Raw genomic sequence first — 23,604 nt, forward strand, 5'->3', positions numbered from 1 at the left:
CGGGGGGGGAAGATTGCGGATAAGCATAAAAAAACGCGCGGCAAGGAATACAACTCCCTGCCGCGCGTGCCTGCGGTCGCCGCCGTCAGTTCTCGAACCACATCTTGGTCCAGACGCCGTCGACGTGCGGAACGTTGTCGTTGACGCTGCCCTCGCGTTCGGGGTAGGGCCAGCGGTGCATGATGCCGGGGTAGAAGTTGCGGATCGACGCCGGAACTTCCAGGGCGGGATACCCCGTGCGGCGCTGGTTCGACCACGCTTCGAGCGGACGCATCATCATCTCGATGCGCTGCTGCGAAGCGATCGCTTCGAGCGCCTTGTCGTCGCCGCCGAGCGTCGAGAGCGACGGCACGCCGGCTGCGAACGAAGCGGCCGTGGCGGCGGCTACGCCGTTGTAGACGCACGACGCCTCGATACCCTTGCGGTAGGCCGCGTCGGCCTGCGCCAGATCCTTCGCTACGCCCAGACCGCGGACGTAGGCCTCGGCCACGTAGAACATGGTTTCGGCATAGGAGCAGATCACGTCGGGGTAGTCGGCGCGCAGCAGGTTATTCTTCTGGAAGACCGCCTCCGTACACAGCGACGGTTTCTCGCTGATCTCCTTGTCGGTGACGACCGAACCCTTCTCCGACGCTTCCAGCGAGATGTACTCGCCGTCGGCGTTGGCGCGGAAGTAGATCGGGATGCGCGGGTCGTCGAGCGCCTTCATCGGATCGAGTACCGTCGGGTTGGCGAAGAAGCAGTATTCGTAGTAGTCGGGATACTGCACGGTGAGCTGGTAGTTGGGGTTCTGGTTGCCCGGCGTCGTGTAGAAGGGGAAGACGAAGTCGTCGGCCGAGGAGTTCATCAGTTCGCCTCCGTCGATAATGGCCTTGATTTCGTCGCCTACGTCCTCCTTGTTGGCCAGGTACATGTAGAACTTCAATTTGAGCGAGTTGCCCAGCCGGCGCCATTTGGCCATGTCGCCGGTGTAGTAGATGTCGTACTTGTCGATCCGTTTGCTGTTCGATTCGTCGATTCCGTCCAGCGCCTCGTCCAGCAGTCCGATGACCGAATAGAAGACGTCCTTCTGCGTGTCGAATTTCGGCGTCTGCGTCCCTTCGATGTTCCATGCCTCGGAATAGGGGATGTCTCCGTAGAGCATCGACGACTCCCAGACGGTGTTGGCCAGCAGAATCTTGCATTGGGCTACGGAGTTGCTGTCGTTTTCGCCCGTGGCGAATTCGATGGCTTTGAGCAGGTTGTACCCGCAGCTCGAATAGGAGGTCACCCAGCCGTTTCCGGTGGCGTAGGTGCTGATGTTGTACATGTCGGCGCCGACGAACCAGTTGTCGGCGTCGGAGGCCACCTGTGCGGCGTAGATGATCGGGAGCCACTGGTCGCCGCCGACGCGCTTGCTGCTGTAATTGATCGCGGCGTAGTTGAACAGGTAACCCGCTTCGGTCTTGGTCGCCGCCAGTTCGTTCGAGTTGATGTCGAGCCAGTCGCCGCAGGAGTGTAATCCCAGCGAACCGCCCGTCAGCGTGAGACCGAACAGAATCTTGTTTATCAATCTTTTCATACGTCCTGCTTGTTTAGAAGGTTAATTTGATGTTGAAACCCCAGCTTCGGGTCGTGGGAATCGCCGAGTATTCGACGCCCGAACCTACGGCCGACGGGCCGAAGATGTTGGTTTCGGGATCGATGTGCGGCACGTTCGACTTCATGAGCCACAGGTTGCGGCCCTCGACGCCCAGTGCCAGCGAACCGATGAAGCAGTTCTTGAACCAGCGCTGCGGCATCTGGTAGCTGAGCACCATTTCGCGCAGTTTGACGAAGGTGGCGTCGAAGACGTTGGCCTCGGACACTTTCGAGCTGTAATTGTTCGACCAGAACTGGTAGGGCGTGATGGCCGTCGTATTCTCGGTGCCGTCCTGTTTGACGCCCTTGTCCACGATGTCCGTGCGGTTCTTTCCGATCGTCTCCTCGGCCATGCCGTTCACGCGCAGGTCGGAGACGGTACCCGAGTACATGACGCCGCCGTAACGGACGTCGATCAGGAAGCTCAGCGACAGATTCCGGTAGCGCAGCGTGTTGCTGATGCCCATCGTCCAGTCGGGCGCCACCTTGCCGAGGTTTTTCGTCGTCTCGCTGACGGCGCGCGTACCGTCGTCCTTGATGATGTAGTTGCCCTCGTCGTCGGTCATCCAGTAGGTTCCGTAGAGGCTGAACGGTTCTCCCTCCGCGGCCTTGATTTGGAGCGAGTTGAAACCGGCCGAGAGGGTGTAGCTCGTGATCGAAGGATCGAGTTTCTTGACCAGCTGGCGGTTCGACGCGAAGTTCACGTCCAGATCCCAGCTGAAATTTCTGGTCTCGACCGGTGTGAAGCCCGCCATGATCTCGACGCCCTCGTTGGTGATCGTGCCGGCGTTCTTGCGCATGTAGAAGAAGCCGGTCGAGTTGGCTACGTCCAGACGCACGATGTTCTTCGTCGTCTTGTTGTAGTAATAGGTCGCATCCAGTCGGATTCGCCCGTTGAAGAACCGCAGGTCGGTTCCTATCTCGAACGACGACTGGTTCTGCGGTTCGAGATTGGGATCGGGATAGGTGGCCGGAGCCATGTAGGCCAGCAGGCCGCCGTGCGGGATCGAGTTGTTGCCGACGTATTGCAGGAAGATCGAGCTTTCGGGCGTATAGAGGAAGTCGAGCGCGTAGGGCACCGTGTCGCTGCCGACGTTGGCGTAGCTCAGGCGCAGTTTACCGAAGCTCAGCACGTCGTTCTGCGGGATGAGTTGCGAGAAGACGAAGCCTGCGCTTACCGAGGGGTAGAAGTACGAACGGTGCGACTTGGGCATGGTCGACGACCAGTCGTTGCGGCCCGTCACGCTCAGGTAGACGATGTCCTTGTAGCCCAGGTCGATCTCGCCGTAGACACCGATCAGACGCGACTTGGCCTGGTCGTTGGTCGTGATGACGCTCTCGGCGTTGGCATACGAATAGATGTCCGCCACCAGCAGGTTCTTGGCCGTCACGTCCAGATACTTCGTGAAGTTCTGGTTGATGTTGTGGCCCAGCATCGCCTTGAACGACCAGTCTTTCCCGAAGGTGGTGTCGTAGGAGATCATCAGGTCGTTGTTGATCTGACGGTAGGTGATGTTGTTGGTGTTGAACTGTCCGTCGGGCAGGCCGACCGTTCCCCATGCGTAGATCTGCCGGCGCTGCTCCTCGAAGAAGTCGGTACCGAGGTTGTTGGTGATCGTCAGACCCTTGACAGGCTTGTAGCTGATGACGGCCGAACCGAACATGCGGTCTACCGTGCCGGTGTTCTTGTTCTTGTTCACCGTCCAGTAGAGGTTGCCCGTTTTGCCCGCCTCGTCCACGCTGGCCTGCGTTACGGTCGTACCGTCCTGCGCGTACCAGTTGTTCTTCAACCAGTTGATGTCGGTCGTGCGCGGGATCGCGTTGATCTGGTTGACCAGCACGTTCACGTCGTTCGAACCCTGTGCCGGACGGCCTTGCGAGGTCGTGTGGGCGTAGGAGAACGAGATGCGGGCTTCGAGTTTGTCGTTGAACTTGCGTCCGCCGTTGAACGATACGTTGTATTTGTCGTACTCGTTGTTGGGGATGACGCCGGTCTGGTTGTGCGCCGTCAGACCCAGACGGAAGTCGTTCTTGTCGTCGCCGCCCGATACCGCTACGCTGTTAATATAGGTATGGCCGGTCTGGTAGAAATCCTTTACGTTATTTTTGTACGCCCGCAGCTGTACGTCCTGCCCGAGGAAGTTCTTTACGGTCTGGCCCTCGATCTTGGGGCCCCAGCCGTTCTGATAACCGTAGGAGTAAGCGCCCGTCGTGGGGACGCCCTGCGCATACGAATTCTGGAAGTCGGGCAGGCGCAGCACGCTTTCGAAGCGCATCGTCGAGTTGATCGAGACGCTCGTCTGCTGGTTTTTCGAGCCTTTTTTCGTCGTGATGATTACGGCGCCGTCTTTGGCGCGTGCACCGTAAAGGGCCGTCGCGGCGGCTCCTTTGAGGACGTTGATCGATTCGATGTCGTCGCTGGCGATGTCGCCCATGCGGTTGCCCGGATCGACGGCGGCGCCGCTCAGTGCCGAACCGGCGTTGCCCGGGTCGTAGGACTGGTTGCTCACGGGCATACCGTCGATGACGAAGAGCGGCTGACCCGACGAACCGAGCGACGACTGCCCGCGGATGATGATACGCGACGATCCGCCGGCCGTACCCGAGCTCGACGAGATGTTGACGCCGGCCACCTTACCCGACAGGGCGTTGAGGACGTTGCCGTCGCGCGCCTTGGTCAGTTCGTCCGACTTGACGGTCGACACGGAGTATCCGAGCGTCTTCTCCGAACGGGTGATGCCCATGGCGGTCACCACCACGTCGTCTATCGTGTGCGAATCCTCCTTCAACGAGACGGGGATATGGGTTCGTCCGGCGACGTCGACCTGTTGCGGTTCGTAGCCGATGAAGGAGATGTTCAGTTTGGCATCTTCGGGAGCGTTGAGCGAGAAGTGTCCCGAGGCATCGGTCGTCGAACCGATCGTCGTGCCTTCGACCAGAACCGTTGCGCCTACGACTGGCGCCCCGGCCGGATCGGTCACCGTGCCCGACACCTGCTTGTTCTGTGCCGTGACGGTCGCGTCGAGACAGAGAACAGCGATTAACGAAAGTAGAATTTTGTTAATCATACGCATGATTTTTTAAGTGGGTTTTTAATCTATATACCTCTTGTGTTCGGGGCAAAGTTACGGATTATAATATTTATCGCCAAGATATTTTTAAATAAATTTAATAACTGCTTTCTGTCTACCGGAAAACCCCGTGTGACGCTTATAATTCATAATTCAGAGGGGGGGGTAATATTACGGATTGTAATGTGCTGCTTCGACCGCTGCGTTCCGTTCGGCCGGATCGGGGAGTATATCCTCCTTTTAAAGCGGTTTCGGGAGGGATCGGAGTCGGTGGAGAAAACGGAAACCGGTTGCCTTTCGGCGATTCGTGAAAAATCGTAATCGAATTCCGGAAGATTCGGCCTTCATCCGCTGTCAATACATTGATAATCTATTGTATTCCGATCTTCTCGAATCCGTTTTCCGACTTTCGAGTCCGAACGGAATGAAAAAACCGCATCCTGCGGGGATGCGGTTTTCGGGGGAGGGATCGTGCGTTCAGAACCGGTAGACGTCTTTTTGGCAGTAGAGGGTTTCGTCGTCGAGCGGTGCGGGACGGCTGTCGCCGCACAGCAGGGCGAGCTGTCCGTCGTGCCGGACGATGCGGATTTCGGGCTGCGACGTGAGGATCTCGATCGTGCGGCCCGCTGCGGGATCGTCGAGGCGTGCCGCTTCGCCCAGAATGTTCCGCCGCCACCCCTCGACGGGATAGAAACGTCCGTCGTCCGTTGCGGGCCCCTCCTGCGTGCGGAGCGTCGGCCGCCAGTCTCCCTGCCAGAAGAGTTGCGTGGTCATCGTGAAGGGTGCCGCCGTCGCCCCGCGTGCCAGATGCGTCACGGCGAACTGTCCGTCGTCGTCCAGGTCGAACAAGACGGCCAGCGCCGGTAGTCCGTCGTCGCCGGCGGGAAGCTCCATGACGATGCGGTCGGTCTCCACGCGGCTCTGCCAGATGCGCTGCCCGAAGCCGTAGCGGTTTGCGCAGAGCGTCTTGCCGCGGTCGGCGTAGTCGGCCAGCAGCGCTTCGGGCGTTTCGAAGACGGGCGTCAATGCTTCGGGCCTCCCGTCCGCCCCTGCGGCGAAGATTCCCGTCACGGCGGCGCCGGCGTTGGAGAGGCGTACCTCCCGTCCGCCGGCGCAGCGCAGCGTATAGAGCAGGATGCCTTCGCCTTCGGCCGAAGCGCCCCACAGATATTGTTCGATCTCCACTATTCGACCGGTTTGAGGTTCGCCAGCAGGGCGTCGATGCGTCGCAGCGTCTCTTCCTTGCCGATGAACGACGTGACGTCGTACATGCCCGGCCCCTTGCCTGCGCCCACGAGCGCCAGCCGCAGCGTGTTCATGATCTGTCCCATGGGGTAGCCCTTCTGCTCGATCCATGCGTGGACGATCCGCTCGGTGTTCTCCAACGAGAAGTCGTCGATCGAGGCCAGCACCTCGCGCACCTCGCGCAGGCGGTCGGGGTTTTCGCCCTTCCAGTATTTGCGCGCCTGCTTCTCCTCGTACTGGGTCGGAGCGACGAAGAAGAACGAGGTCAGCTCCCACAGATCGGTGATGAAGGTCGCGCGCTCCTTCATGATCCCTGCCGCGCGGCCCGCCACCTCGTCCGTCACCTCGATGCCGTGCGCGCGCAGGATCGGCTGGTAGAGTGCGGCCAGTTCGGCGTCGCTCTTGCGGTGCATGTACTGGGCGTTGAACCATTTGGCCTTGTCGGGCTGGAAGCGCGCGCCCGATTTCGACACACGCTCCAACGAGAAGGCGTTGATGAGCTCCTGCATCGAGAAGAGCTCCTGCTCCGTGCCCGGGTTCCAGCCCAGCAGCGCCAGCATGTTGATGAACGCCTCGGGGAAGTAGCCGTCTTCGCGGTAGCCGTGCGCCGTCTCGCCCGTGGGCGACTGCCAGAAGAGCGGGAAGACGGGGAAGCCCATCTTGTCGCCGTCGCGCTTCGAGAGCTTGCCGCCGCCCGTGGGTTTGAGCAGCAGCGGCAGGTGGGCGAATTCGGGCTGCGTGGCCTCCCAGCCGAAAGCGCGGTAGAGCAGGTAGTGCAGCGGCAGCGAGGGGAGCCACTCCTCGCCGCGGATGACGTGGGTGATCTCCATCAGGTGATCGTCCACGATGTTGGCCAGATGGTAGGTCGGCAGTGCGTCGGCCGACTTGTAGAGCACCTTGTCGTCGAGCGTCGAGGTGTTGACCTCCACGTCGCCGCGGATCAGGTCGTGCATCCGCACCGTCTCGTCGGCCGGCATCTTGAAGCGGACGACCCACTGGTCGCCGCGCTCGATGCGCGCCCGCACCTCGTCGGCCGGCAGGGCGAGCGACGTGGCGAGCCGTTCGCGTACCGAGGCGTTGTAGGCGAAGGTCTCGCCGCGTTCCTCGTACTGCGCGCGCAGGGCGTTCAGCTCGTCGGCCGTGTCGAAGGCGTAGTAGGCCCAGCCCGCGTCGACGAGTTGCAGGGCGTATTTCAGGTAGATTTCGCGCCGTTCGCTCTGGCGGTAGGGGGCGTGGGGGCCGCCTTGCCCGACGCCCTCGTCGATATGGATGCCGCACCATTCGAGTGACTCGATGATGTAGGCTTCGGCACCTGGGACGAAGCGCTGCGAGTCGGTATCCTCGATGCGGAGGATCATCTTGCCGCCGTGGCGGCGTGCGAACAGATAGTTGTAGAGTGCCGTGCGGACGCCGCCGATATGGAGCGGGCCCGTGGGGCTGGGGGCGAAACGCACCCGTACAGGTCTTGTCATTTCCGTGTATATAATTTAAATCCTTATACTCTCTTTTTTCCGGTCGCGGGTCTCTCCCGCCGCCTGCTTTTCGTCGCGGGAGCGGCCGACCCGAATCGGAGTGCGGCGTTTTGCCCGGGTCTGCCCGAGCCGACGCTATTTCAGTTCGATCCGATGCCGGTCGTCGGCCTCGTTCGCCGCACGGCGGCGTGCGTAGGCTTCGTATTCGGGCGTATGCGGGAAGTCGCGTGCCGCGTGCCGTGCCTCCCGCAGCGGGGCGATGCTGCCGGCGACGATCGCACCGACGGTCAGTGCGACGGCCGTTCCCGCCGCGATCCACATCCGACCGTCGCCGGTCAGCGCGGCGGCGAGGGTCAGCGCGAAGCAACTGCGTTCCGTCCAGTGCGAAGTCGCGATGCGGAGAATCCGTTCCGAGAGGTTCATGGCGGCACTATTTGATCCGATACTCGATGCGCATCGTGATGCGGGCCTTCTTGTGACGGCTCGCGGTGTTGAACGATCCGCCGGCCGAGAACTCCTCGTTGGCGTTGGCGCCCGTGATCTGGAAGACGCCCATGCGCGCCGAGGCTACGGCGCCGATGCCCGTTCCGGCGTTCTGCGCGATCTTCTCGGCACGCGCCCGTGCGTCGGCCGAAGCGCGTTCGATGAGCGACAGCTTCACGTCGTCGAGTTTCGTATAGTAGTAGTCGGGCTGGCGCGCCTCGATCGATACGCCCTGCGCGATGAGCGCCGAGATTTCGCGCGAGACGTTCTCCACCAGATCGACGTCCGTCGATTCGATGCTGAACTCCTGCCGCAGCGAGTACCCCGTGAAACGTTGTCCGGCATAGTTGCCGTTGGCGCTGTATACGGTTTGGTAGGTCTTGTCGACGTTGACGAAGTTCCATACGACCTGCTTCGCGTCGATCCCCTTCGCTGCGAGGTAGTCGCTGACCTTGCGCTTGCTCTGTTCGATCCGGCGGTAGCCGTCGGCCGCCTCTGCGGCCTCGGCCGTCAGCACGCCGCTCCATACGATCAGATCCGACTCGAACTCCGTTTCGCCCAGACCGGTTACGACCACCGTGTCCTGCGAGCGGTACTTGTAGGTGTAGGCGCGTCCCAGCAGATAGGCGCTCAGAATGATGGCGATGCCGATGATCGCATACTTGATGTGTTCCCTGTTCATGATGGCGAGATATTAGGTGTTTTATTTCGTGTCGGTTTCACGGCCGGCTCGCGGAAAGATTCCGGTGCGCCGGCGGATTCCGTCCTTCCGTTTCGCGCGATCAGACGTTGAAGAGGAAGTGCATGATGTCGCCGTCCTGCACGACGTACTCCTTGCCCTCGATGCCGATCTTGCCCACGTCGCGGCACGCCTTTTCGGAGCCCAGCGTCACGTAGTCGTCGTACTTGATGACTTCGGCGCGGATGAAGCCGCGTTCGAAGTCGGTGTGGATGATGCCGGCCGTCTGCGGCGCCTTCATCCCCTTGCGGAACGTCCATGCGCGCGTCTCGTCGGCACCGGTGGTGAAGAACGTTTGAAGGTCGAGCAATTTGTAGGCCGATTTGATGAGCCGCGCCACACCCGACTCCTGCAAGCCGATCTCTTCGAGGAACATCTGCCGCTCGTCGTACTCTTCCAGTTCGGCGATGTCGGCTTCGGTCGCTGCGGCGATCACCAGCATTTCTGCCCGTTCGTCGGCGATGGCGGCGCGCACCGCCTCGGTGTAGGCGTTGCCCGTCGCGGCGCTCCGTTCGTCGACGTTGCAGACGTAGAGCACCGGTTTGTCGGTCAGCAGGTTGAGATCGGCCACCAGCTTGCGGCCCTCCTTGTCCAATTCGACGGTGCGGGCACTGCGGCCCTGTTCGAGTACGGCCTTGTATTGGAGCAGCAGTTCGACGGTGCGCTTGGCATTCTTGTCGCCGCCCGACGTGGCCTGCTTCTGGGTCTTCGCCAGCCGGCTCTCGACGGTTTCGAGGTCTTTGAGCTGTAACTCGGTGTCGATGATTCCTTTGTCGCGCACGGGGTCTACCGAGCCGTCCACATGGGTGATGTTGCCGTTGTCGAAGCAGCGCAGCACGTGGATGATGGCGTTGGTGTTGCGGATGTTGCCCAGGAACTTGTTGCCCAGCCCCTCGCCCTTCGAGGCCCCTTTGACCAGGCCCGCGATGTCGACGATCTCGATCGTGGTCGGCACGACGCGCTTCGGGCGGTCGATTTCCGCCAGCCGGACGAGCCGTTCGTCGGGTACGGTGATGACGCCCACGTTGGGCTCGATCGTACAGAAGGGGAAATTTGCCGCCTGCGCCTTGGCGTTCGACAGGCAGTTGAACAAGGTCGATTTGCCGACGTTGGGCAGACCGACGATTCCGCATTGTAAAGCCATTGTATCTCGTTTGATGTTAAATCTTCCGGCAAAGATACGATTAAGCCGAGAGCAATGCAAATTTATTTGCAATTGCCGAGGCGGAGTATCTTCGGTGTCAGCCAAAGACTACGAATAAGCGAGTGCAATGTCGAATTTATTTGGACATTGCCGAGCGGGAGTATCTACGGCGCAGCCAAAGACTACGAATAAGCGAGAGCAATGTCGAATTTATTTATTTGAGCATTGCCGAGCGGGAGGGTTTGGATGCAGTCGAAGGTACACGCTTTTCCCGATGAATGCGCCCGAACGTTGGGGAGAATATCCGCTTCGGGTATCTCCCGCTGCGAATCCGCAATCTATTCGGGCCGCAGCCGTTGCCGGCGCTGTACGATTTTCCCCGTCTGCGTGACGCCTTCGATAGAGATGTCGTAATCGGCCGGTGCGTCGGAGGTGTAGAACTCGACGGTGGCACGACCCGTCTCGTCGAATTCAACCGAAGGGTTCCAGTAGAGCGTCGTGCGGTAGTCGGGAGCCATCGAGCGACGGGCCTTCTCCGTCGCGTATGCCGGAGCATAAAACTCCGCAGGGGTTTGATAACCTAACGGTGAAGCTATACTCACGTCAATAGCTGGCGCAACCGCCAATGCTTGATCCAATTCATCTCCCGTTTTGGTCGTAATCGAGACGATAGCTCCATCGAAAACGCCCCATAAAAACATATTCCCTCCGGCGATTAGATCAATGCGTGAAATCCATTCCATCGGCCATGTAGTACATATTGGCATGGTCAAATTTTTATCGGGTTCCAATCCTCCTCGTTCCAAAGCAATCTCCGTCATCGATTTCTTTTTCGTTCCCGTAACGATTAGCTGCCCGATGGTCGATCCTGCTTGAAAATCCGCATCTGCACTATGAGGCGTTGTTGTATTATCGAGTACTCCATCTATCATAAAAGAGACATTCGCTCCATGATATGACAATCTGCCTCCGATGAAATTCATTCCCGGCATACGCTGGACGAATTCCATTATACTATATGCGCCCATTTCTTTTATTTGTTGCATATCCCATGTATGCGCCGCCAGCCGATGCTCGGGCCGTGTGGATTCGAGGCGTTTGTGATGCGTGACATACACCGTGTCGATGAGGATGTTTCTCATATCGGTCTGTCCTCGCTGCTCGATGTAGTGCCGTGCCTGGGCGAGGTAGGGACTCGCCGCATCCGTTTCCGGCACGCGGGGCAGCGTCCCCACCTCGGGAAACGAATCGCGCGCGACCTTCACCGTTGCCTCCGGCAGCAGCCCTTTCGCTGCTGCGGGACGCAGCACGTAGAGCGTGCTGTCGGGGAAGTCGAAGCCGTTGAGCGCGAACCGTCCCTCCTTGTCGATCGGCGCCTGCAACGAGTAGTGCCACCGCGGCGCGATCATCCGCATCTCGTAGCGGTCGAGCTTCTTCTTCCTGTTCCACAGTCCGCCCTTGTTGATCCGCCCCGCGATCTCCTGCCCGACTTCGAGCGGGTAGGCCGGCGTCGCATACTCGCCCCGTACCGCGGCCGGCACGTCGTAGCGCCGCCATCCCTGCGTGAGCAGCAGTGCGTCGAGCGCCGCGACCCGTGCGGCGTCCCGCCCCTCGAAGTACCAGTCGGGCGTCTCGATCGTACCCCGCAGTTCGGAAGTGAGCAGCAGCGTCGAATAGATGCTGCCCGACATCGCCGAGGGCACCGCCGCACGATCCGTCACCGCGATCGAGAAGTCGCCCGCGGCAGGACCTCCGTCGGGATCGGTCGCCGAGACGGCGAGCGTGACCTTCGTCCGCTGTTTCAACGAACCCCGCACCTGCATGTCGGTCGTCGCAAGTTCTTCGCCCCGATTGAAGACCAGACGCTCGGAGAGCGCGTTGCCCGCCTTGTCCAGCAGCAGAATTTGCAGCACCCCGCCCGGCAGCTTGTCGCGCTTGAAGATCAGCGACGGAAGATCGTCGTTCCACTCTCGGAAGTAGCACAGATTGCCGCGGCAATGGACGAGCAGCCGCAACCCCTTCGGCAGAGGACGACCCGACTGCACCATCACCGTAAAGTCCCGTTCGGTCTGCAATACGCGAAGCACGCAGGCGAGATTGTTCGATGCGGGCAGGTCGAAGCGTTCGGTCTTTCCGCCCTCCATCGTGCATTCGGCGTAGTAGCGTTCACCCGTGTGGGCTGTGAAGCGCAGAGAGCCCATGCCGCCGTGAAGCGTGCGAAGCGTGTCGACCACCTCCTCGCGGTCATTCTTCACCACGCCCGCGACCTCGACCGACCCGCCGTCGTCTCCCAGTGCCTTGAAGGCCACGCAGCAGTCGTAGCCGTCGATCAGGTAGCCCCCTTCGGGGAAGAACGAGACGTCGAAGTCCGAGACTTTGCGCACCGAGGTGTTGCGCTGCGTCCTGCGGCTCTCCCGATAGGGCCGGATCGTGAGCGGCTTCTTGAAGAAGTACTCCGGCCCCGGATTGCGCATGTAGAGCGTATAGGCCGTAAGCGAGTAGTCCCCGAAGCGTTCCAATGACTGCGTGGGAAGGTAGCCGCTGTACACGCTGTCGCGCGACAGGAGTTTGATCCGCCGCACCAGCGACCCGCGGTCGTCGCGAAGCTCCACGTAGACGTAGCGGCTCGCGGCAACGGGACGGTGCGTCGCCGCATCGGCGCAGTGCGCGCGAAGCCAGATCGTATCCCCCGCGATATACGAATCCTTGTCCGTCGATACATGAAGCTTCTCCTGCGGGTAATGCTCGATCTGCTCAATGAACGGGTTCGCGTAAAGCGACGGCTGGGCGGTCGAGCGGTATGCCGTGAGAAAGAGGGCGGCGCATACCAACGGTAGGATATATCCAGCGGATTTCATCGTTCGGTGGGTTGAGTATCCGAAAGTTAATCGATTTTTCCGAAAAAAACAAACGCATCTCCGCAGAAAGATCCCTGCGATGTTTCGTGTCGCCGATCCGACGTCGCCGTTCGGTGCGGGCCGGAGAGCCTCCGTTCCATGCGGCGGAATGCCGTTTGACGAGCCCGTACGGCCCTTACGCTGCCGTCGGACACGAAATGCACGTTAAAAATAGCAGAGGTGTTTTGCGGAGAGATGTAAGTAAAGACCGATTCTGCGCTTCCGGTCTGCGGAGCGGGGGCGGCGAAGATGTGGTTTCGGTCTGTTTTTCGTTCGGAGAGGGTGAAAAAGGAGGGCACGGTTTTCGTGTTCCGTGAAAAATTTATACCTTTGAAAAGTTAAAATACGACGAAACCGATGGATTTGAAAACGCTTCGTGCGGAACTGCAAAAGCTCGCGGCATTGGCCGAAGGATGGGATGCTTCGCACGAAATAGCTGATATAGAACGCGATCTGGCGCTCGGAAAATTGCGGGAACTTTACGATGCCGTGCGTTTCGGCCTGGATTCGGCGGTGCAGCCGTCCGTAGAGGACGAGTTGTCGCCCGTCGACCTGCCGCCCATGGAGATCGACCTCGACGCCGTGATCCCGCTGACGGCGATGAGCGAGCCGTTCGGAGCGGATCCGGCCGCTGCGCCGTTGGAAGAACCGACGATCGCGCCGCCCGTTGTGGAATCGCCTGTCGCCGGCCCGTCCGAGGCGCCGTTCGCCGCCGCTCCGGCGGTAGAGCCGGTCGGAACGCCGGCCGAAGTTCCGGCGGAGATGCCTGCCGAGACAGCGGTTCCTGCCGAAATCCCTTTGCAGGCGCCTGCGGAGGCGCCGGTGGAAGAACGTACCGAGATTCCCGCGGAGGCGGTCGAAGGTACTGTCGGCGCTCCCGTCGTGGAGCCGACGGTCGATCCGATCGGCGAGATTCCTGCGGAAGCGGTTGCAACGGTATCGGAACCGTCGGACGCAACGGATTCGGAGGGGGCGCCCGTCGTCGCCGAGGCTCCCGCCGTCGTTGCCGAGCCGCTGAGCCTTTTCGAACTCGATCCCGTGGATGTGAAACGCGCCAAGCACCGCGTCGTCCTGTCGCTTTACGGCGATACGGACTCCGTGACTCCGGCGCCGGGGAAGGTCGAGCCGGCTGCGGAAGAGCGGCCGGTTCCGCCTCCGCAGGCCGTTCCGGCCGTTTCACCCTCGTCGGCGGATGTTCCGCAGGAGGAGCCTGCGGCGACTTCCGTTCCGGTCGGGGGGGCGGGGCATCGCGCCGTACCGGCCGAAAACGGAGCGGCCGTGCTGGGCGAGACGCTCAATTCGGACGTGAAGACCGTCTCGGATCTGATCGCCGTGACGACCCCTCCGGCGGCCGTCGGGCAGGAGCCGGTGGCCGACCTGCGGCAGGCGTTGTGCAACAACGACCGTTTCCTGCTGGCCCGCGACCTCTTCGGCGGCGATATGGATGCCTGCGGGCGGACGATCGACCGGCTCAACGAGTTCGACGATCTGGACGAGTGCATGATCTACATCGCCGAGAATTTCGACTGGAATCCCAACTCCGACGGAGCGAAGCTGCTGGTCGATCTGATCGAACGAAAACTGGCCTGAACGCATGTCGAAACTCTACATCGTCCCCACGCCGATCGGCAATCTCGACGATATCACGCTGCGTGCCGTCCGTGTATTGCGCGAAGTGGACCTGATTCTGGCCGAGGATACCCGAACTTCGTCGGTGCTGCTCCGGCATCTGGGGATCGAAAAGCGCCTCCATGCGCACCATAAGTTCAACGAACACGCCACGGCGGCCGTCGTGGCCGAGACGATCGCTGCGGGACGCACCGTGGCGCTGATCTCCGACGCCGGAACGCCGGGTATCTCCGATCCGGGATTCCTGCTGGTGCGCACCTGCGTCGAACAGGGGATCGAGGTGGAGACGCTGCCGGGGGCGACGGCCTGCATTCCGGCGCTGGTGCAGAGCGGCTTTCCCTGCGACCGTTTCTGTTTCGAGGGATTCCTGCCCCAGAAAAAGGGGCGCAACAAGCGTTTGCAGGAGCTCGCCTCGGAGGAGCGGACGATGGTCTTCTACGAATCGCCCTACCGCGTGGTGAAGTGTCTCGAACAATTCGTGGAGACGTTCGGGGCCGAACGACCGGTGTCCGTGTCGCGCGAGCTGACCAAGAAGTTCGAGCAGACCGTGCGCGGAACGGCGGGCGAAGTGCTGGAGCATTTCCGGCGGACGGAGCCGCGCGGCGAGTTCGTGCTGGTGGTCGCCGGCCGTCCCAAGGCGGGAAAAGCGCGGCGCGACGAATCCGAAAACGAAGAGTACGATGAACGATAACGAAACAAGCCTGCAACACAACGGCCGGCCTGCCCGGCATTCGTGGTGGGAGAGCCTGCGCGACGACCTGGCCGACCGTTTCAGCCTCTCGGAGGACAGTGCGCGGCAGGAGGAGACGGTGGACATGATCTGCCGCGGCGTCGAATTCCGCGGGACGAATCTCTGGGTGCTGATCTTCGCCACGATGATCGCTTCGCTGGGGCTGAACGTCAACTCGGCGGCCGTCATCATCGGCGCGATGCTCGTTTCGCCGCTCATGGGGCCGATCATGGGTGTCGGCCTGTCGCTCGGGATCAACGATTTCGACCTGCTGAAAAAGTCGCTGCGCAACTTTTCGCTGATGGTCGTCGTGGCGATCGCCACCTCGACGCTCTACTTCTTCATTTCGCCGCTCGGCACGGCGCGCAGCGAACTGCTCGCCCGTACCGTCCCCACGACCTACGACGTGCTGATCGCCTTCTTCGGCGGACTGGCGGGTATCGTGGCGCAGTCGCGCAAGGATCGCAATTCGACGGTCATTCCGGGCGTCGCGATCGCCACGGCGCTGATGCCGCCCCTCTGTACGGCGGGCTTCGGTCTTGCGACGGGGCAGTTCAAGTTCTTCATCGGCGCCTTCTACCTCTTTTTCATCAATACGGTCTTCATCGCGCTGGCGACCTACATGGTCGTCCGGATGTTGAAATACCACAAGAAGAAGTTCCTCGATCCGGCGCGCGAGCGGTATGTCAAACGGATCATGCTCCTCATCACGCTCCTGACGTTCATTCCCAGCGTCGTCATCGGGCTGCACATGGTGCGGGTGTCGTTCTTCGAATCGGCCGTCGACCGTTACGTGCAGCAGGAGTTCCAGTTCGAACATACGCGCGTGATCGAGTGCAAGAAGGCCTACAAGCACGGCGACCGGAATTCGCGTATCGAGCTGCTGCTTATCGGCGAGCCGCTGGGCGAGGAGATCATCGGCAACGCCCGCGCCCAGTTGTACAACTACGGCTTGCAGGATGTCGAGTTGATCGTCCGGCAGGCGCGCACGGGCGATCGGGTCGATCTCAAATCGTTGCAGTTGAGCTATTCGGAACTGCTCGACGAGAAGAACGCTCAGATCGACGAGTTGAAACAGCGCTTGTCGAAGTACAAGATGAAGAATATCGAATACGACGACATTTCGCGCGAGGCGGGTGCCGTCGTGCCCGACATTCAGTCGATCTCCCTGTCGAAATGCCTCTCGTACGATGTCGGGGGTACGGTGCAGGATACGCTGTTGATCTGCGTGGTGAAGTCGCGGCAGCCGATGACCGAGGCCGATGCCGAACGCCTGCGCCGCTGGCTGGAGGTGCGTACCAAGATCGCGCAGGTGAAGTTGTATACCGAATGATTACCGATCGAATAACCGCGGACGCATGAAACGAGTACGTTCGAATCTAACATTATGGCAGCGGGCGATGGCGAGCCTCGTGTGGGGTTGCTGCCGTTTGATCGGCGCTATGCCCCACTGGCTGCGTTACTACGTGTTGCAGGATACCATCTATTTCATCGTTTACAAATGCCTGCGCTATCGGGTGGGCGTGGTGACGGAGAACCTGCGCAATTCGTTCCCCGACCGTCCGATGGCCGAAATCAAGCGGATTCGCCGGTCGTTCTACCATAACCTGTCGGAGATATTCATCTCGACGGTCAGCCAGGCCGCCATGTCGGACGACGATTGCCGCCGCCGCGTGCGGGTGAAGAATCTCGACGAGGTGCTCTCCGACCTGCGGGGACGCGACGCGCTGCTTTCGACTGCCCATTTCGGCTGCTGGGAGTACGACTCCTTCCTGGCGCTCTATACCGGCGAACACTATTTGGCCGCGGTCTATCATCCGTTGGAGAACAAGGTGATCGATGCGGTTTACATGCGTTTGCGCCGGCGGCGCAACATCCGGCTCATCCCGATGAAGGAGATCATCCGCTACTACATCGACCACCGGCTGCCGGCCGGTGCCCCCGGACAACGCATCGGCATCGGCCTGATCGCCGACCAGAATCCTCCGCTGCGTCCCAACAGCCATTGGTTCCGCTTCCTCAATCAGGATACCGTCTTTTTCGACGGCATCGAGAAGATGGCGCTCAAATTTCACATGCCGGTCTATTTCTGCCGCCAGCGCCGGCTGCGCCGAGGGTATTACGAGTTGGAGTTCCTGCGCCTCTACGACGGCGTGGAGCAGGTCGCGCCCAACGAGGTGACGGAGCGCTATGTGCGGCAGCTCGAAAGCGACATCGTCGCCGATCCGGGGATGTGGCTCTGGTCGCATCGCCGTTGGAAACACCGTCGTCCGCAATGTCCGTCGTAAAGATTGTCATACTCAACTGGAACGGAGCCGCCCATCTGCGGTGCTTCCTTCCCTCGGTGGTGCGCACCGCTCCGCCGGGGGTGGAGATCGTCGTGGCGGACAACGGTTCGACCGACGGGTCGGCGGCGCTCGTCGAGCGGGAGTTTCCGTCGGTTACGTTGCTCCGGCTGCCGGAAAACTACGGTTTCGCCGGAGGTTACAACCGCGCGTTGGAGCGGTTGGAGGGCGATTACTGGGTGCTGCTCAACTCCGACGTCGAACCTGCGGAGGGGTGGTTGGAGCCGCTGATCGCGGAGCTCGACGCGCAGCCCGACGTGGCTGTCGTGGGGCCGAAACTGCTCTCCTGCGCCGAGCGCGACCGGTTCGAGTATGCGGGTGCTGCGGGCGGATTCATCGACTGGTTCGGTTTCCCGTTCTGTCGGGGACGTATCCTGCGGACGTTGGAGAAGGATCGGGGGCAGTACGACGACACCCGCGATGTCTTTTGGGTGAGCGGTGCGGCCTTCTGCTGCCGTGCGGAGGTATTCCGCCGCATGGGCGGTTTCGACGCCGGCTTCTTCGCCCACATGGAGGAGATCGACCTTTGCTGGCGGATGCAGCTGGCGGGGTGGCGCGTGCGCGTCGTCCCCCGAAGCAGGGTGTGGCATTTGGGCGGCGGCACGTTGCAGAACGATTCGCCGCGCAAACTCTACCTCAATTACCGCAACAACCTCGCGATGCTCTTCAAGTGCGCGTCGCCCGTGCAGCGTGTCGCGGTGGCTGTGCTGAGGCCCCTTGCGGATGCCGCCGCAGCGCTGGTTTATCTGTTGAAAGGACAATGCGCACAGGCCGGTGCGGTCGCCTGCGCCTACCGCGATTTTCTGGCGCGGCACGGTGAACTCGCTCGCCAGCGCCGTGCCGTACAGCAATCGAAGCGCCGTCGGGCGGCGCATATCTACCACGGTTCGATCATCCTGCGCTACCTGCTGGGGCGACGGGTGTTCGGCGAACGGATGCAAGGCTTATGAAAAAGTTGGTGATTATCCCGACCTACAACGAGCGCGAGAACGTCTCGCGCATGATCTCGAAAGTGATGTCGCTCTTCGGCGGCTACGACCTGCTCATCGTCGACGACGGTTCGCCCGACGGTACGGCCGCCATCGTCCGCGGGCGGCAGGAGGAGTTTCCCGGGCGGGTGCATCTTATCGAGCGCAGCGGGAAATTGGGATTGGGAACGGCCTACATCGCAGGATTCCGGTGGGCATTGGCACACGGTTACGATCTGGTTTACGAGATGGACTGCGACTTTTCGCACAACCCCGACGATCTGGAACGGCTGACGGCGGCTGTGACCGGCGGTGCCGACGTGGCGGTAGGGTCGCGCTATTCGCGCGGCGTGAACGTGGTCAACTGGCCGATGTCGCGGCTGCTGATGTCCTATTATGCCTCGAAATACGTGCGGATTGTCACCCGCATGCCTGTGTGCGACGCCACGGCGGGGTTCGTCTGCTGGTCGCGCCGCGTGTTGGAGACGATCGACCTCGACGCCGTACGCATGGTGGGCTACGGGTTTCAGGTGGAGATGAAGTATACGGCATGGAAGCTCGGGTTCCGTATCGACGAGGTGTCGATCGTCTTCGTCGACCGCACGGAGGGAATCTCCAAGATGTCGGGCGGTATCTTCGGCGAAGCCTTCTGGGGCGTGCTCAAACTGCCGTGGCGCAGGATTCGGCCGAAACTTCCGGCAGCGCGGGAGTAGGATGGGCGGCCCGCGGCAATTCGTATAAATAAAACAGTCCGGCGACCTCCATACAAGGTCGCCGGACTGTTCGCTTTGCCGGGAACGTTCCTTATTGCTACTTGTTGATCTTCGCCCACGAATCTTTGAGCGTCACCGTGCGGTTGAAGACGGGATGCCCGGGCGTGGTGTCGGTGTCGGGGCAGAAGTAGCCCACGCGCTCGAACTGGAAGGTGCGGCCCGGTTCGGCGCCCGCCAGCGACGGTTCGAGCCAGCCTTTCGTGACGATCATCGATTCGGGATTGAGGTTGTCCTCCCACGTCTGTCCCTCCTCGCAGTCGTCGGGATTCTCCTTCGTGAAGAGCGGGTTGAACAGGCGGATTTCGGCTTCGAAAGCGTGGCGGGCCGATACCCAGTGGATGACGCCCTTCACGCGGCGGCCGTCGCTCGACGAGCCGCCTCCCGACTGCGGGTCGTAGGTGCAGCGCAACTCGACGACGTTTCCTTCGGCATCCTTGACCGCTTCCTCGCACTTGATGAGGTAGGCGTAGCGCAGCCGCACTTCGCCGCCCGGTTGCAGGCGGAAGAATTTCTTGGGCGGATTCTCCATGAAATCGTCGCGCTCGATGTAGAGCTCGCGCGAGAAGGGCACCTGCCGCGTACCGGCCGATGGATCTTCGGGGTTGTTGACGCACTCGAAGTATTCCACCTTCCCTTCGGGGTAGTTCGTCACGGTCACCTTGACGGGGTTCAAGACGGCCATGCGGCGCTCGGCCACCTTGTTGAGATCCTCGCGCACGCAGTACTCCATCTTGCCGAGGTCGATTACGTTGTCGCGTTTGGCGACGCCCACCATTTCGGCGAAGGCGCGTACCGAAGCCGGCGTGTATCCCTTGCGGCGCAGGGCGCAGATCGTCGGCATACGCGGGTCGTCCCAGCCCATGACGGCGCCCTCCTGCACGAGTTTCAGCAGTTTGCGTTTCGACATCATCGTGTAGGTCAGGTTCAGCCGCGCGAACTCGTACTGGTGCGACGGCCAGATGCCGAGCGCCTGGATGAACCAGTCGTAGAGCGGACGGTGGACGTCGAATTCGAGCGTGCAGATCGAGTGGGTGATGTGCTCGATCGAGTCGCTCTGCCCGTGGGCGTAGTCGTACATCGGGTAGATGCACCACTTGTCGCCCGTGCGGTGGTGGCGGGCATGGATGATGCGGTACATGATCGGGTCGCGGAAGAGCATGTTGGGATGCGCCATGTCGATCTTGGCACGCAGCACCTTCTCGCCGTCGGCGAACTCGCCCGCCTTCATGCGTTCGAACAGGTCGAGGTTCTCCTCCGCCGAACGGTTGCGCCACGGCGACTCTTTGCCCGGCTCGGAGACCGTGCCGCGGCCTTCGCGGATCTGCTCCTGCGTCTGGTCGTCGACATAGGCCAGCCCTTTGCGGATCAACTCCTTGGCCCATTCGTAGAGCTGGTCGAAATAGTCCGACGCATAGCGTTCGAGCGCCCAGTCGAAGCCCAGCCAGCGGATGTCGCGCTTGATCGAGTCGACATACTCGACGTCCTCCTTCGTGGGGTTCGTGTCGTCGAAACGCAGGTTGCACTTGCCGCCGTATTTCTGCGCCAGCCCGAAGTTGATGCAGATGCTCTTGGCATGGCCGATGTGCAGGTAGCCGTTGGGTTCCGGCGGGAAGCGGGTCTGTATGGCGACGCCGCGGTCGGCGGCTTCCTTGACGATCTCTTCGAGGAAATTCAGCGACTTCTCCTTCGCTGCGGGTTCGTTGGTTTCGATAGCCATTGTTATCTCGTGTTTTTTTACAAAATTAGTCAAAAATTCCGGCTGCGGTTATCTCTGCGGGTGATTTCGCTGGTCGTAGAGCGTCTTTCCCAGCCGTACGCTCACCTGCACCACCTGCTGCGTGTAGAGCCCCGTGCCGTCGGTGTGGAAGATCATGCCCGCCTGCACGCGGATCGTCTCGCTCGCGAACGACCGCTCGTAGCCCAGCCGCGTGCGGTTATAGATGCGGTCGCGCGTGCCGTACCACCGTTCGCCGGCGTAGAGCTCCGATCCGTAGCGGCCGAAGAGCGGCATGAGATTCTCGCCTACATAGAGGTTGTTCTCGAATTCGAGCCCCTTCCAGCCCAGACGCACGCGCAATTCGCCGCCCATGGGGGTCTTCCACCCCTCGTCGGCGATGCGGTCGCGCTGCGGAGCCCACAGGAACCCTGCGCGAAAGTCGTACCAGAAAGGCCGTTCGACCGTCGGCCGACCGTCGGCGTTGCGACGCACCACCTCGGCCGCCTTGCTGGCGAAACCGACGTAGGGGTTGGCCAGCATGTTGTCCACCACGTTGCCTTCGGTCAGGGCGCTGTTGGCGAAATGGAACATCGAAAGCCCCCCCCCGACGTACCAGCGTTTGTCCGCCTCGCGCGACCAATCCTTATGAATCGCTCCGAAGATGCGGAACTTCTCGCGCGAATATTCCGAATACATCCCTTCCCAGTTGAGCACCAGTTCGGCGCGCAGCCCCTTCGGGTTGCGGTAACGCACCGCCATGCCCTGGATCGTGGGGTCGTAGACGCGCAGCGAGTCGTTGAAGAAGGCGTGCGAGTAGTCGCCGCGCAGTTCGTCGCGCGAGAAGATACCCACGTCGGCCCCGAGCCGTTCGGCGCGGTAGGCGTACGACGCCAGAGGCCGCACCTCCGAGAAGTAGTCGCGGTTGTCGCCGAAGTCCTTCTGCATCTGGACTCCGAAACGCAGCGTATTGCGGTCCAGCCAGTTGTAGCTTACGGCCGTCGACAGGTCGGCCAGAAAGATCGTCTGCGACTCGTTGCACGAACTGCCCGTGAATTCGCGATTGTCGAAGCGCGTCTTGAAGTCGGCCTCCCAGCCGACGCGCTGCGCCTGCACGCTGCCCGCGCAGGCGATTGCGGCCAGCAGGCCGAAGATTTGTCTGATGTTCATAGTCGAATCGGAAATATCGCGCCAAAATTACATATTTTATCCCGATTTGTGTTACTTTTGTCCCCGAAATTAGCTGTCGGTCATGCGAAAAATCACGAATGAAGAGTTGCATCGCCCCTCGGTCGAGGAGTTCGCCGCGATGCCCAAGCTGCCGCTGGTGGTCGTGCTCGACAACGTGCGGTCGGCACAGAACGTCGGATCGTTCTTCCGCACGGGCGATGCCTTCGCCGTCGAGCGGATCGCCCTGTGCGGCATTACGGCCGTGCCGCCCTGTCGGGAGCTTCACAAGACGGCGCTCGGTGCCGAGCAGAGCGTGGCATGGACGCATCATGCGTCGACCGTGGAGTGCATCGACGGGCTGCGTGCCGCGGGTTACCGCGTGCTGGCCGTCGAGCAGGTCGAGGGCGCGGCGATGCTCGACGCGTTGGCCGTCGATCCGCAGGCGCGTTATGCGCTCGTCTTCGGCAACGAGGTCGAAGGGGTATCGCAGGAGGCGGTCGACCGCTGCGACGGCGCGGTGGAGATCCCCCAGTTGGGTACCAAACACTCGCTCAACGTTTCGGTGTCGGGCGGGGTCGTTTTGTGGGAATTCTTTTGCCGGATTCGCTCAAAAGCGTAACTTTGCCGGCGAAAAACCGCCGACGCGGCCGGAACGCCCCCGACGGATCATGTCAAAATATTAACCAAAACAGAAGAACGAATGTCTGTTGAGAGTAAAGTTCGGGCGGTTACGACCCTCCGGCTCAAAGAGATGAAAGATCGCGGCGAAAAGATCGCCATGCTCACGTCATACGACTATTCGATGGCGAAGATCGTCGACGCCGCAGGTGTCGACGTGATTCTGGTGGGCGACTCGGCCGCCAACGTCATGGCGGGTTACGAGACGACGGTTCCCATTACGCTCGATGCGATGATTTATCATGCCCGTTCGGTCGTGCGTGCCGTCGAACGGGCGCTGGTGGTGGTCGACCTGCCTTTCGGAACCTATCAGGGCAATTCGAAGATGGCCCTCGACTCGGCCATCCGGATCATGAAGGAGACCGAGGCCGACGCCGTGAAGCTCGAAGGCGGCGAGGAGATCCTCGAATCGGTCGAGCGCATCCTCACGGCCGGCATTCCGATCATGGGGCATCTGGGGCTTACGCCGCAGTCGATCCACAAGTTCGGCACCTATACCGTCCGCGCCAGGGAAGAGGCCGAGGCCGAAAAGCTGGTGCGCGACGCACGTCTTCTGGAAGAGGCCGGCTGCTTCGCCGTCGTGCTCGAAAAGATTCCCGCCGTGTTGGCCGAACGCGTGTCGAAGGAGTTGTCGATCCCCACGATCGGCATCGGCGCCGGCGGCGGCACCGACGGGCAGGTGCTCGTGATCCACGACATGCTGGGCATCAACAAGGGCTTTTCGCCCCGCTTCCTGCGCCGCTACGCCGACCTGCATACGGTGATGACCGATGCGGTGGGGCGGTACGTCGCCGATGTCAAGTCGCAGGACTTTCCCAACGAGCAGGAGCAGTATTGACCGGTGCCTCCGTGCACGGGCTCGGAAGGGGACTTCGCCTTTTCGGCGGAGTCCCCTTTGCCGTTTCACGGATTTTCGCTACTTTTAT

General features: G+C 61.3%; 18 protein-coding genes. 8 read left to right on the top strand and 10 right to left on the bottom strand.

Features of this window, described 5'->3' with window-relative positions; translation table 11 throughout:
- Positions 1-85: 85 nt before the first annotated feature.
- The 8 genes from FMF02_RS10140 to FMF02_RS10175 all read right to left on the bottom strand — a co-directional run bounded on the left by FMF02_RS10140 (position 86) and on the right by FMF02_RS10175 (position 12,632).
- Positions 86-1,561: a SusD/RagB family nutrient-binding outer membrane lipoprotein gene (locus FMF02_RS10140; RefSeq protein ID WP_244611564.1), complete on the bottom strand. Its 1,476-nt coding sequence runs from the start codon at positions 1,559-1,561 to the stop codon at positions 86-88.
- A gap of 13 nt (positions 1,562-1,574) precedes the next feature.
- Positions 1,575-4,688, bottom strand: coding sequence for a SusC/RagA family TonB-linked outer membrane protein (locus FMF02_RS10145; RefSeq protein ID WP_141413055.1), 3,114 nt, complete (start codon positions 4,686-4,688; stop codon positions 1,575-1,577).
- 480 nt (positions 4,689-5,168) lie between these two features.
- Complete coding sequence (locus FMF02_RS10150; RefSeq protein WP_141413056.1) at positions 5,169-5,876, bottom strand: aldose epimerase family protein; 708 nt, start codon at positions 5,874-5,876, stop codon at positions 5,169-5,171.
- Positions 5,876-7,408: a glutamate--tRNA ligase gene (gene gltX / locus FMF02_RS10155; protein ID WP_141413057.1), complete on the bottom strand. Its 1,533-nt coding sequence runs from the start codon at positions 7,406-7,408 to the stop codon at positions 5,876-5,878. The genes FMF02_RS10150 and gltX overlap by 1 nt, the downstream gene beginning before the upstream one ends.
- 135 nt (positions 7,409-7,543) lie before the next feature.
- Positions 7,544-7,831, bottom strand: coding sequence for a hypothetical protein (locus tag FMF02_RS10160; RefSeq protein ID WP_141413058.1), 288 nt, complete (start codon positions 7,829-7,831; stop codon positions 7,544-7,546).
- Positions 7,832-7,838: 7 nt separating this feature from the next.
- Complete coding sequence (locus tag FMF02_RS10165; protein WP_019129902.1) at positions 7,839-8,573, bottom strand: SIMPL domain-containing protein; 735 nt, start codon at positions 8,571-8,573, stop codon at positions 7,839-7,841.
- A gap of 100 nt (positions 8,574-8,673) precedes the next feature.
- Positions 8,674-9,774, bottom strand: a complete 1,101-nt coding sequence (ychF, locus tag FMF02_RS10170; RefSeq protein WP_141413059.1) for a redox-regulated ATPase YchF — start codon at positions 9,772-9,774, stop codon at positions 8,674-8,676.
- A 338-nt stretch (positions 9,775-10,112) separates the two neighbouring features.
- On the bottom strand, positions 10,113-12,632 hold the full coding sequence (locus FMF02_RS10175) for a hypothetical protein (protein WP_141413060.1): 2,520 nt from the start codon (positions 12,630-12,632) through the stop codon (positions 10,113-10,115).
- 396 nt (positions 12,633-13,028) lie between these two features.
- Between FMF02_RS10175 and FMF02_RS10180 the strand changes: the two genes are divergently transcribed.
- From FMF02_RS10180 to FMF02_RS10205, 6 genes are read left to right on the top strand one after another with little or no spacing between them, the layout of a single operon-like run.
- Entirely contained in the window at positions 13,029-14,261 is a 1,233-nt protein-coding gene (locus FMF02_RS10180) for a DUF8457 domain-containing protein (protein ID WP_141413061.1), read from the top strand.
- Between the two features lie 4 nt (positions 14,262-14,265).
- Positions 14,266-14,991 (top strand): 16S rRNA (cytidine(1402)-2'-O)-methyltransferase, encoded by a 726-nt coding sequence (gene rsmI, locus FMF02_RS10185; RefSeq protein ID WP_141413062.1) that lies wholly within the window; start codon positions 14,266-14,268, stop codon positions 14,989-14,991.
- A complete protein-coding gene (locus FMF02_RS10190) occupies positions 14,981-16,363 on the top strand; it encodes a TIGR00341 family protein (protein ID WP_019129898.1) in 1,383 nt (460 codons plus the stop codon). Before rsmI ends, FMF02_RS10190 begins: the two co-directional genes overlap by 11 nt.
- A 25-nt stretch (positions 16,364-16,388) precedes the next feature.
- Entirely contained in the window at positions 16,389-17,318 is a 930-nt protein-coding gene (locus FMF02_RS10195) for a lysophospholipid acyltransferase family protein (protein ID WP_034779463.1), read from the top strand.
- The gene (locus FMF02_RS10200) at positions 17,306-18,325 is read left to right on the top strand and encodes a glycosyltransferase family 2 protein (protein WP_141413063.1); all 1,020 of its coding nucleotides are present in this window, start codon (positions 17,306-17,308) and stop codon (positions 18,323-18,325) included. Before FMF02_RS10195 ends, FMF02_RS10200 begins: the two co-directional genes overlap by 13 nt.
- Positions 18,322-19,056, top strand: coding sequence for a polyprenol monophosphomannose synthase (locus FMF02_RS10205; RefSeq protein ID WP_141413064.1), 735 nt, complete (start codon positions 18,322-18,324; stop codon positions 19,054-19,056). Before FMF02_RS10200 ends, FMF02_RS10205 begins: the two co-directional genes overlap by 4 nt.
- Before the next feature lie 97 nt (positions 19,057-19,153).
- On the opposite strand, the gene FMF02_RS10210 is transcribed toward FMF02_RS10205, so the two are convergent.
- Positions 19,154-20,833, bottom strand: a complete 1,680-nt coding sequence (locus FMF02_RS10210; protein ID WP_019129894.1) for a glutamine--tRNA ligase/YqeY domain fusion protein — start codon at positions 20,831-20,833, stop codon at positions 19,154-19,156.
- Positions 20,834-20,881: 48 nt separating this feature from the next.
- Complete coding sequence (locus FMF02_RS10215; RefSeq protein ID WP_141413065.1) at positions 20,882-22,000, bottom strand: lipid A deacylase; 1,119 nt, start codon at positions 21,998-22,000, stop codon at positions 20,882-20,884.
- Positions 22,001-22,082: 82 nt separating this feature from the next.
- On the opposite strand from FMF02_RS10215, the gene FMF02_RS10220 reads away from it, so the two are divergent.
- Positions 22,083-22,619 (top strand): TrmH family RNA methyltransferase, encoded by a 537-nt coding sequence (locus FMF02_RS10220; RefSeq protein ID WP_141413066.1) that lies wholly within the window; start codon positions 22,083-22,085, stop codon positions 22,617-22,619.
- Between the two features lie 81 nt (positions 22,620-22,700).
- Entirely contained in the window at positions 22,701-23,516 is an 816-nt protein-coding gene (panB, locus tag FMF02_RS10225; protein WP_026074789.1) for a 3-methyl-2-oxobutanoate hydroxymethyltransferase, read from the top strand.
- Positions 23,517-23,604 lie beyond the last annotated feature (88 nt).

The organism is Alistipes communis (assembly GCF_006542665.1).
GTDB lineage: Bacteria > Bacteroidota > Bacteroidia > Bacteroidales > Rikenellaceae > Alistipes > Alistipes communis.

Excerpts from the sequence above, each read along its gene's own strand:
- FMF02_RS10195 (WP_034779463.1), top strand. The coding sequence starts at position 16,389 with ATGAAACGAGTACGTTCGAATCTAACATTATGGCAGCGGGCGATGGCG.
- panB (WP_026074789.1), top strand. The coding sequence starts at position 22,701 with ATGTCTGTTGAGAGTAAAGTTCGGGCGGTTACGACCCTCCGGCTCAAA.
- FMF02_RS10205 (WP_141413064.1), top strand. The coding sequence starts at position 18,322 with ATGAAAAAGTTGGTGATTATCCCGACCTACAACGAGCGCGAGAACGTC.
- FMF02_RS10200 (WP_141413063.1), top strand. The coding sequence starts at position 17,306 with ATGTCCGTCGTAAAGATTGTCATACTCAACTGGAACGGAGCCGCCCAT.
- FMF02_RS10145 (WP_141413055.1), bottom strand. The coding sequence starts at position 4,688 with ATGATTAACAAAATTCTACTTTCGTTAATCGCTGTTCTCTGTCTCGAC.
- FMF02_RS10180 (WP_141413061.1), top strand. The coding sequence starts at position 13,029 with ATGGATTTGAAAACGCTTCGTGCGGAACTGCAAAAGCTCGCGGCATTG.
- FMF02_RS10220 (WP_141413066.1), top strand. The coding sequence starts at position 22,083 with ATGCGAAAAATCACGAATGAAGAGTTGCATCGCCCCTCGGTCGAGGAG.
- gltX (WP_141413057.1), bottom strand. The coding sequence starts at position 7,408 with ATGACAAGACCTGTACGGGTGCGTTTCGCCCCCAGCCCCACGGGCCCG.
- FMF02_RS10215 (WP_141413065.1), bottom strand. The coding sequence starts at position 22,000 with ATGAACATCAGACAAATCTTCGGCCTGCTGGCCGCAATCGCCTGCGCG.
- FMF02_RS10175 (WP_141413060.1), bottom strand. The coding sequence starts at position 12,632 with ATGAAATCCGCTGGATATATCCTACCGTTGGTATGCGCCGCCCTCTTT.
- FMF02_RS10140 (WP_244611564.1), bottom strand. The coding sequence starts at position 1,561 with ATGAAAAGATTGATAAACAAGATTCTGTTCGGTCTCACGCTGACGGGC.
- FMF02_RS10160 (WP_141413058.1), bottom strand. The coding sequence starts at position 7,831 with ATGAACCTCTCGGAACGGATTCTCCGCATCGCGACTTCGCACTGGACG.
- ychF (WP_141413059.1), bottom strand. The coding sequence starts at position 9,774 with ATGGCTTTACAATGCGGAATCGTCGGTCTGCCCAACGTCGGCAAATCG.
- FMF02_RS10210 (WP_019129894.1), bottom strand. The coding sequence starts at position 20,833 with ATGGCTATCGAAACCAACGAACCCGCAGCGAAGGAGAAGTCGCTGAAT.
- FMF02_RS10165 (WP_019129902.1), bottom strand. The coding sequence starts at position 8,573 with ATGAACAGGGAACACATCAAGTATGCGATCATCGGCATCGCCATCATT.
- FMF02_RS10190 (WP_019129898.1), top strand. The coding sequence starts at position 14,981 with ATGAACGATAACGAAACAAGCCTGCAACACAACGGCCGGCCTGCCCGG.
- rsmI (WP_141413062.1), top strand. The coding sequence starts at position 14,266 with ATGTCGAAACTCTACATCGTCCCCACGCCGATCGGCAATCTCGACGAT.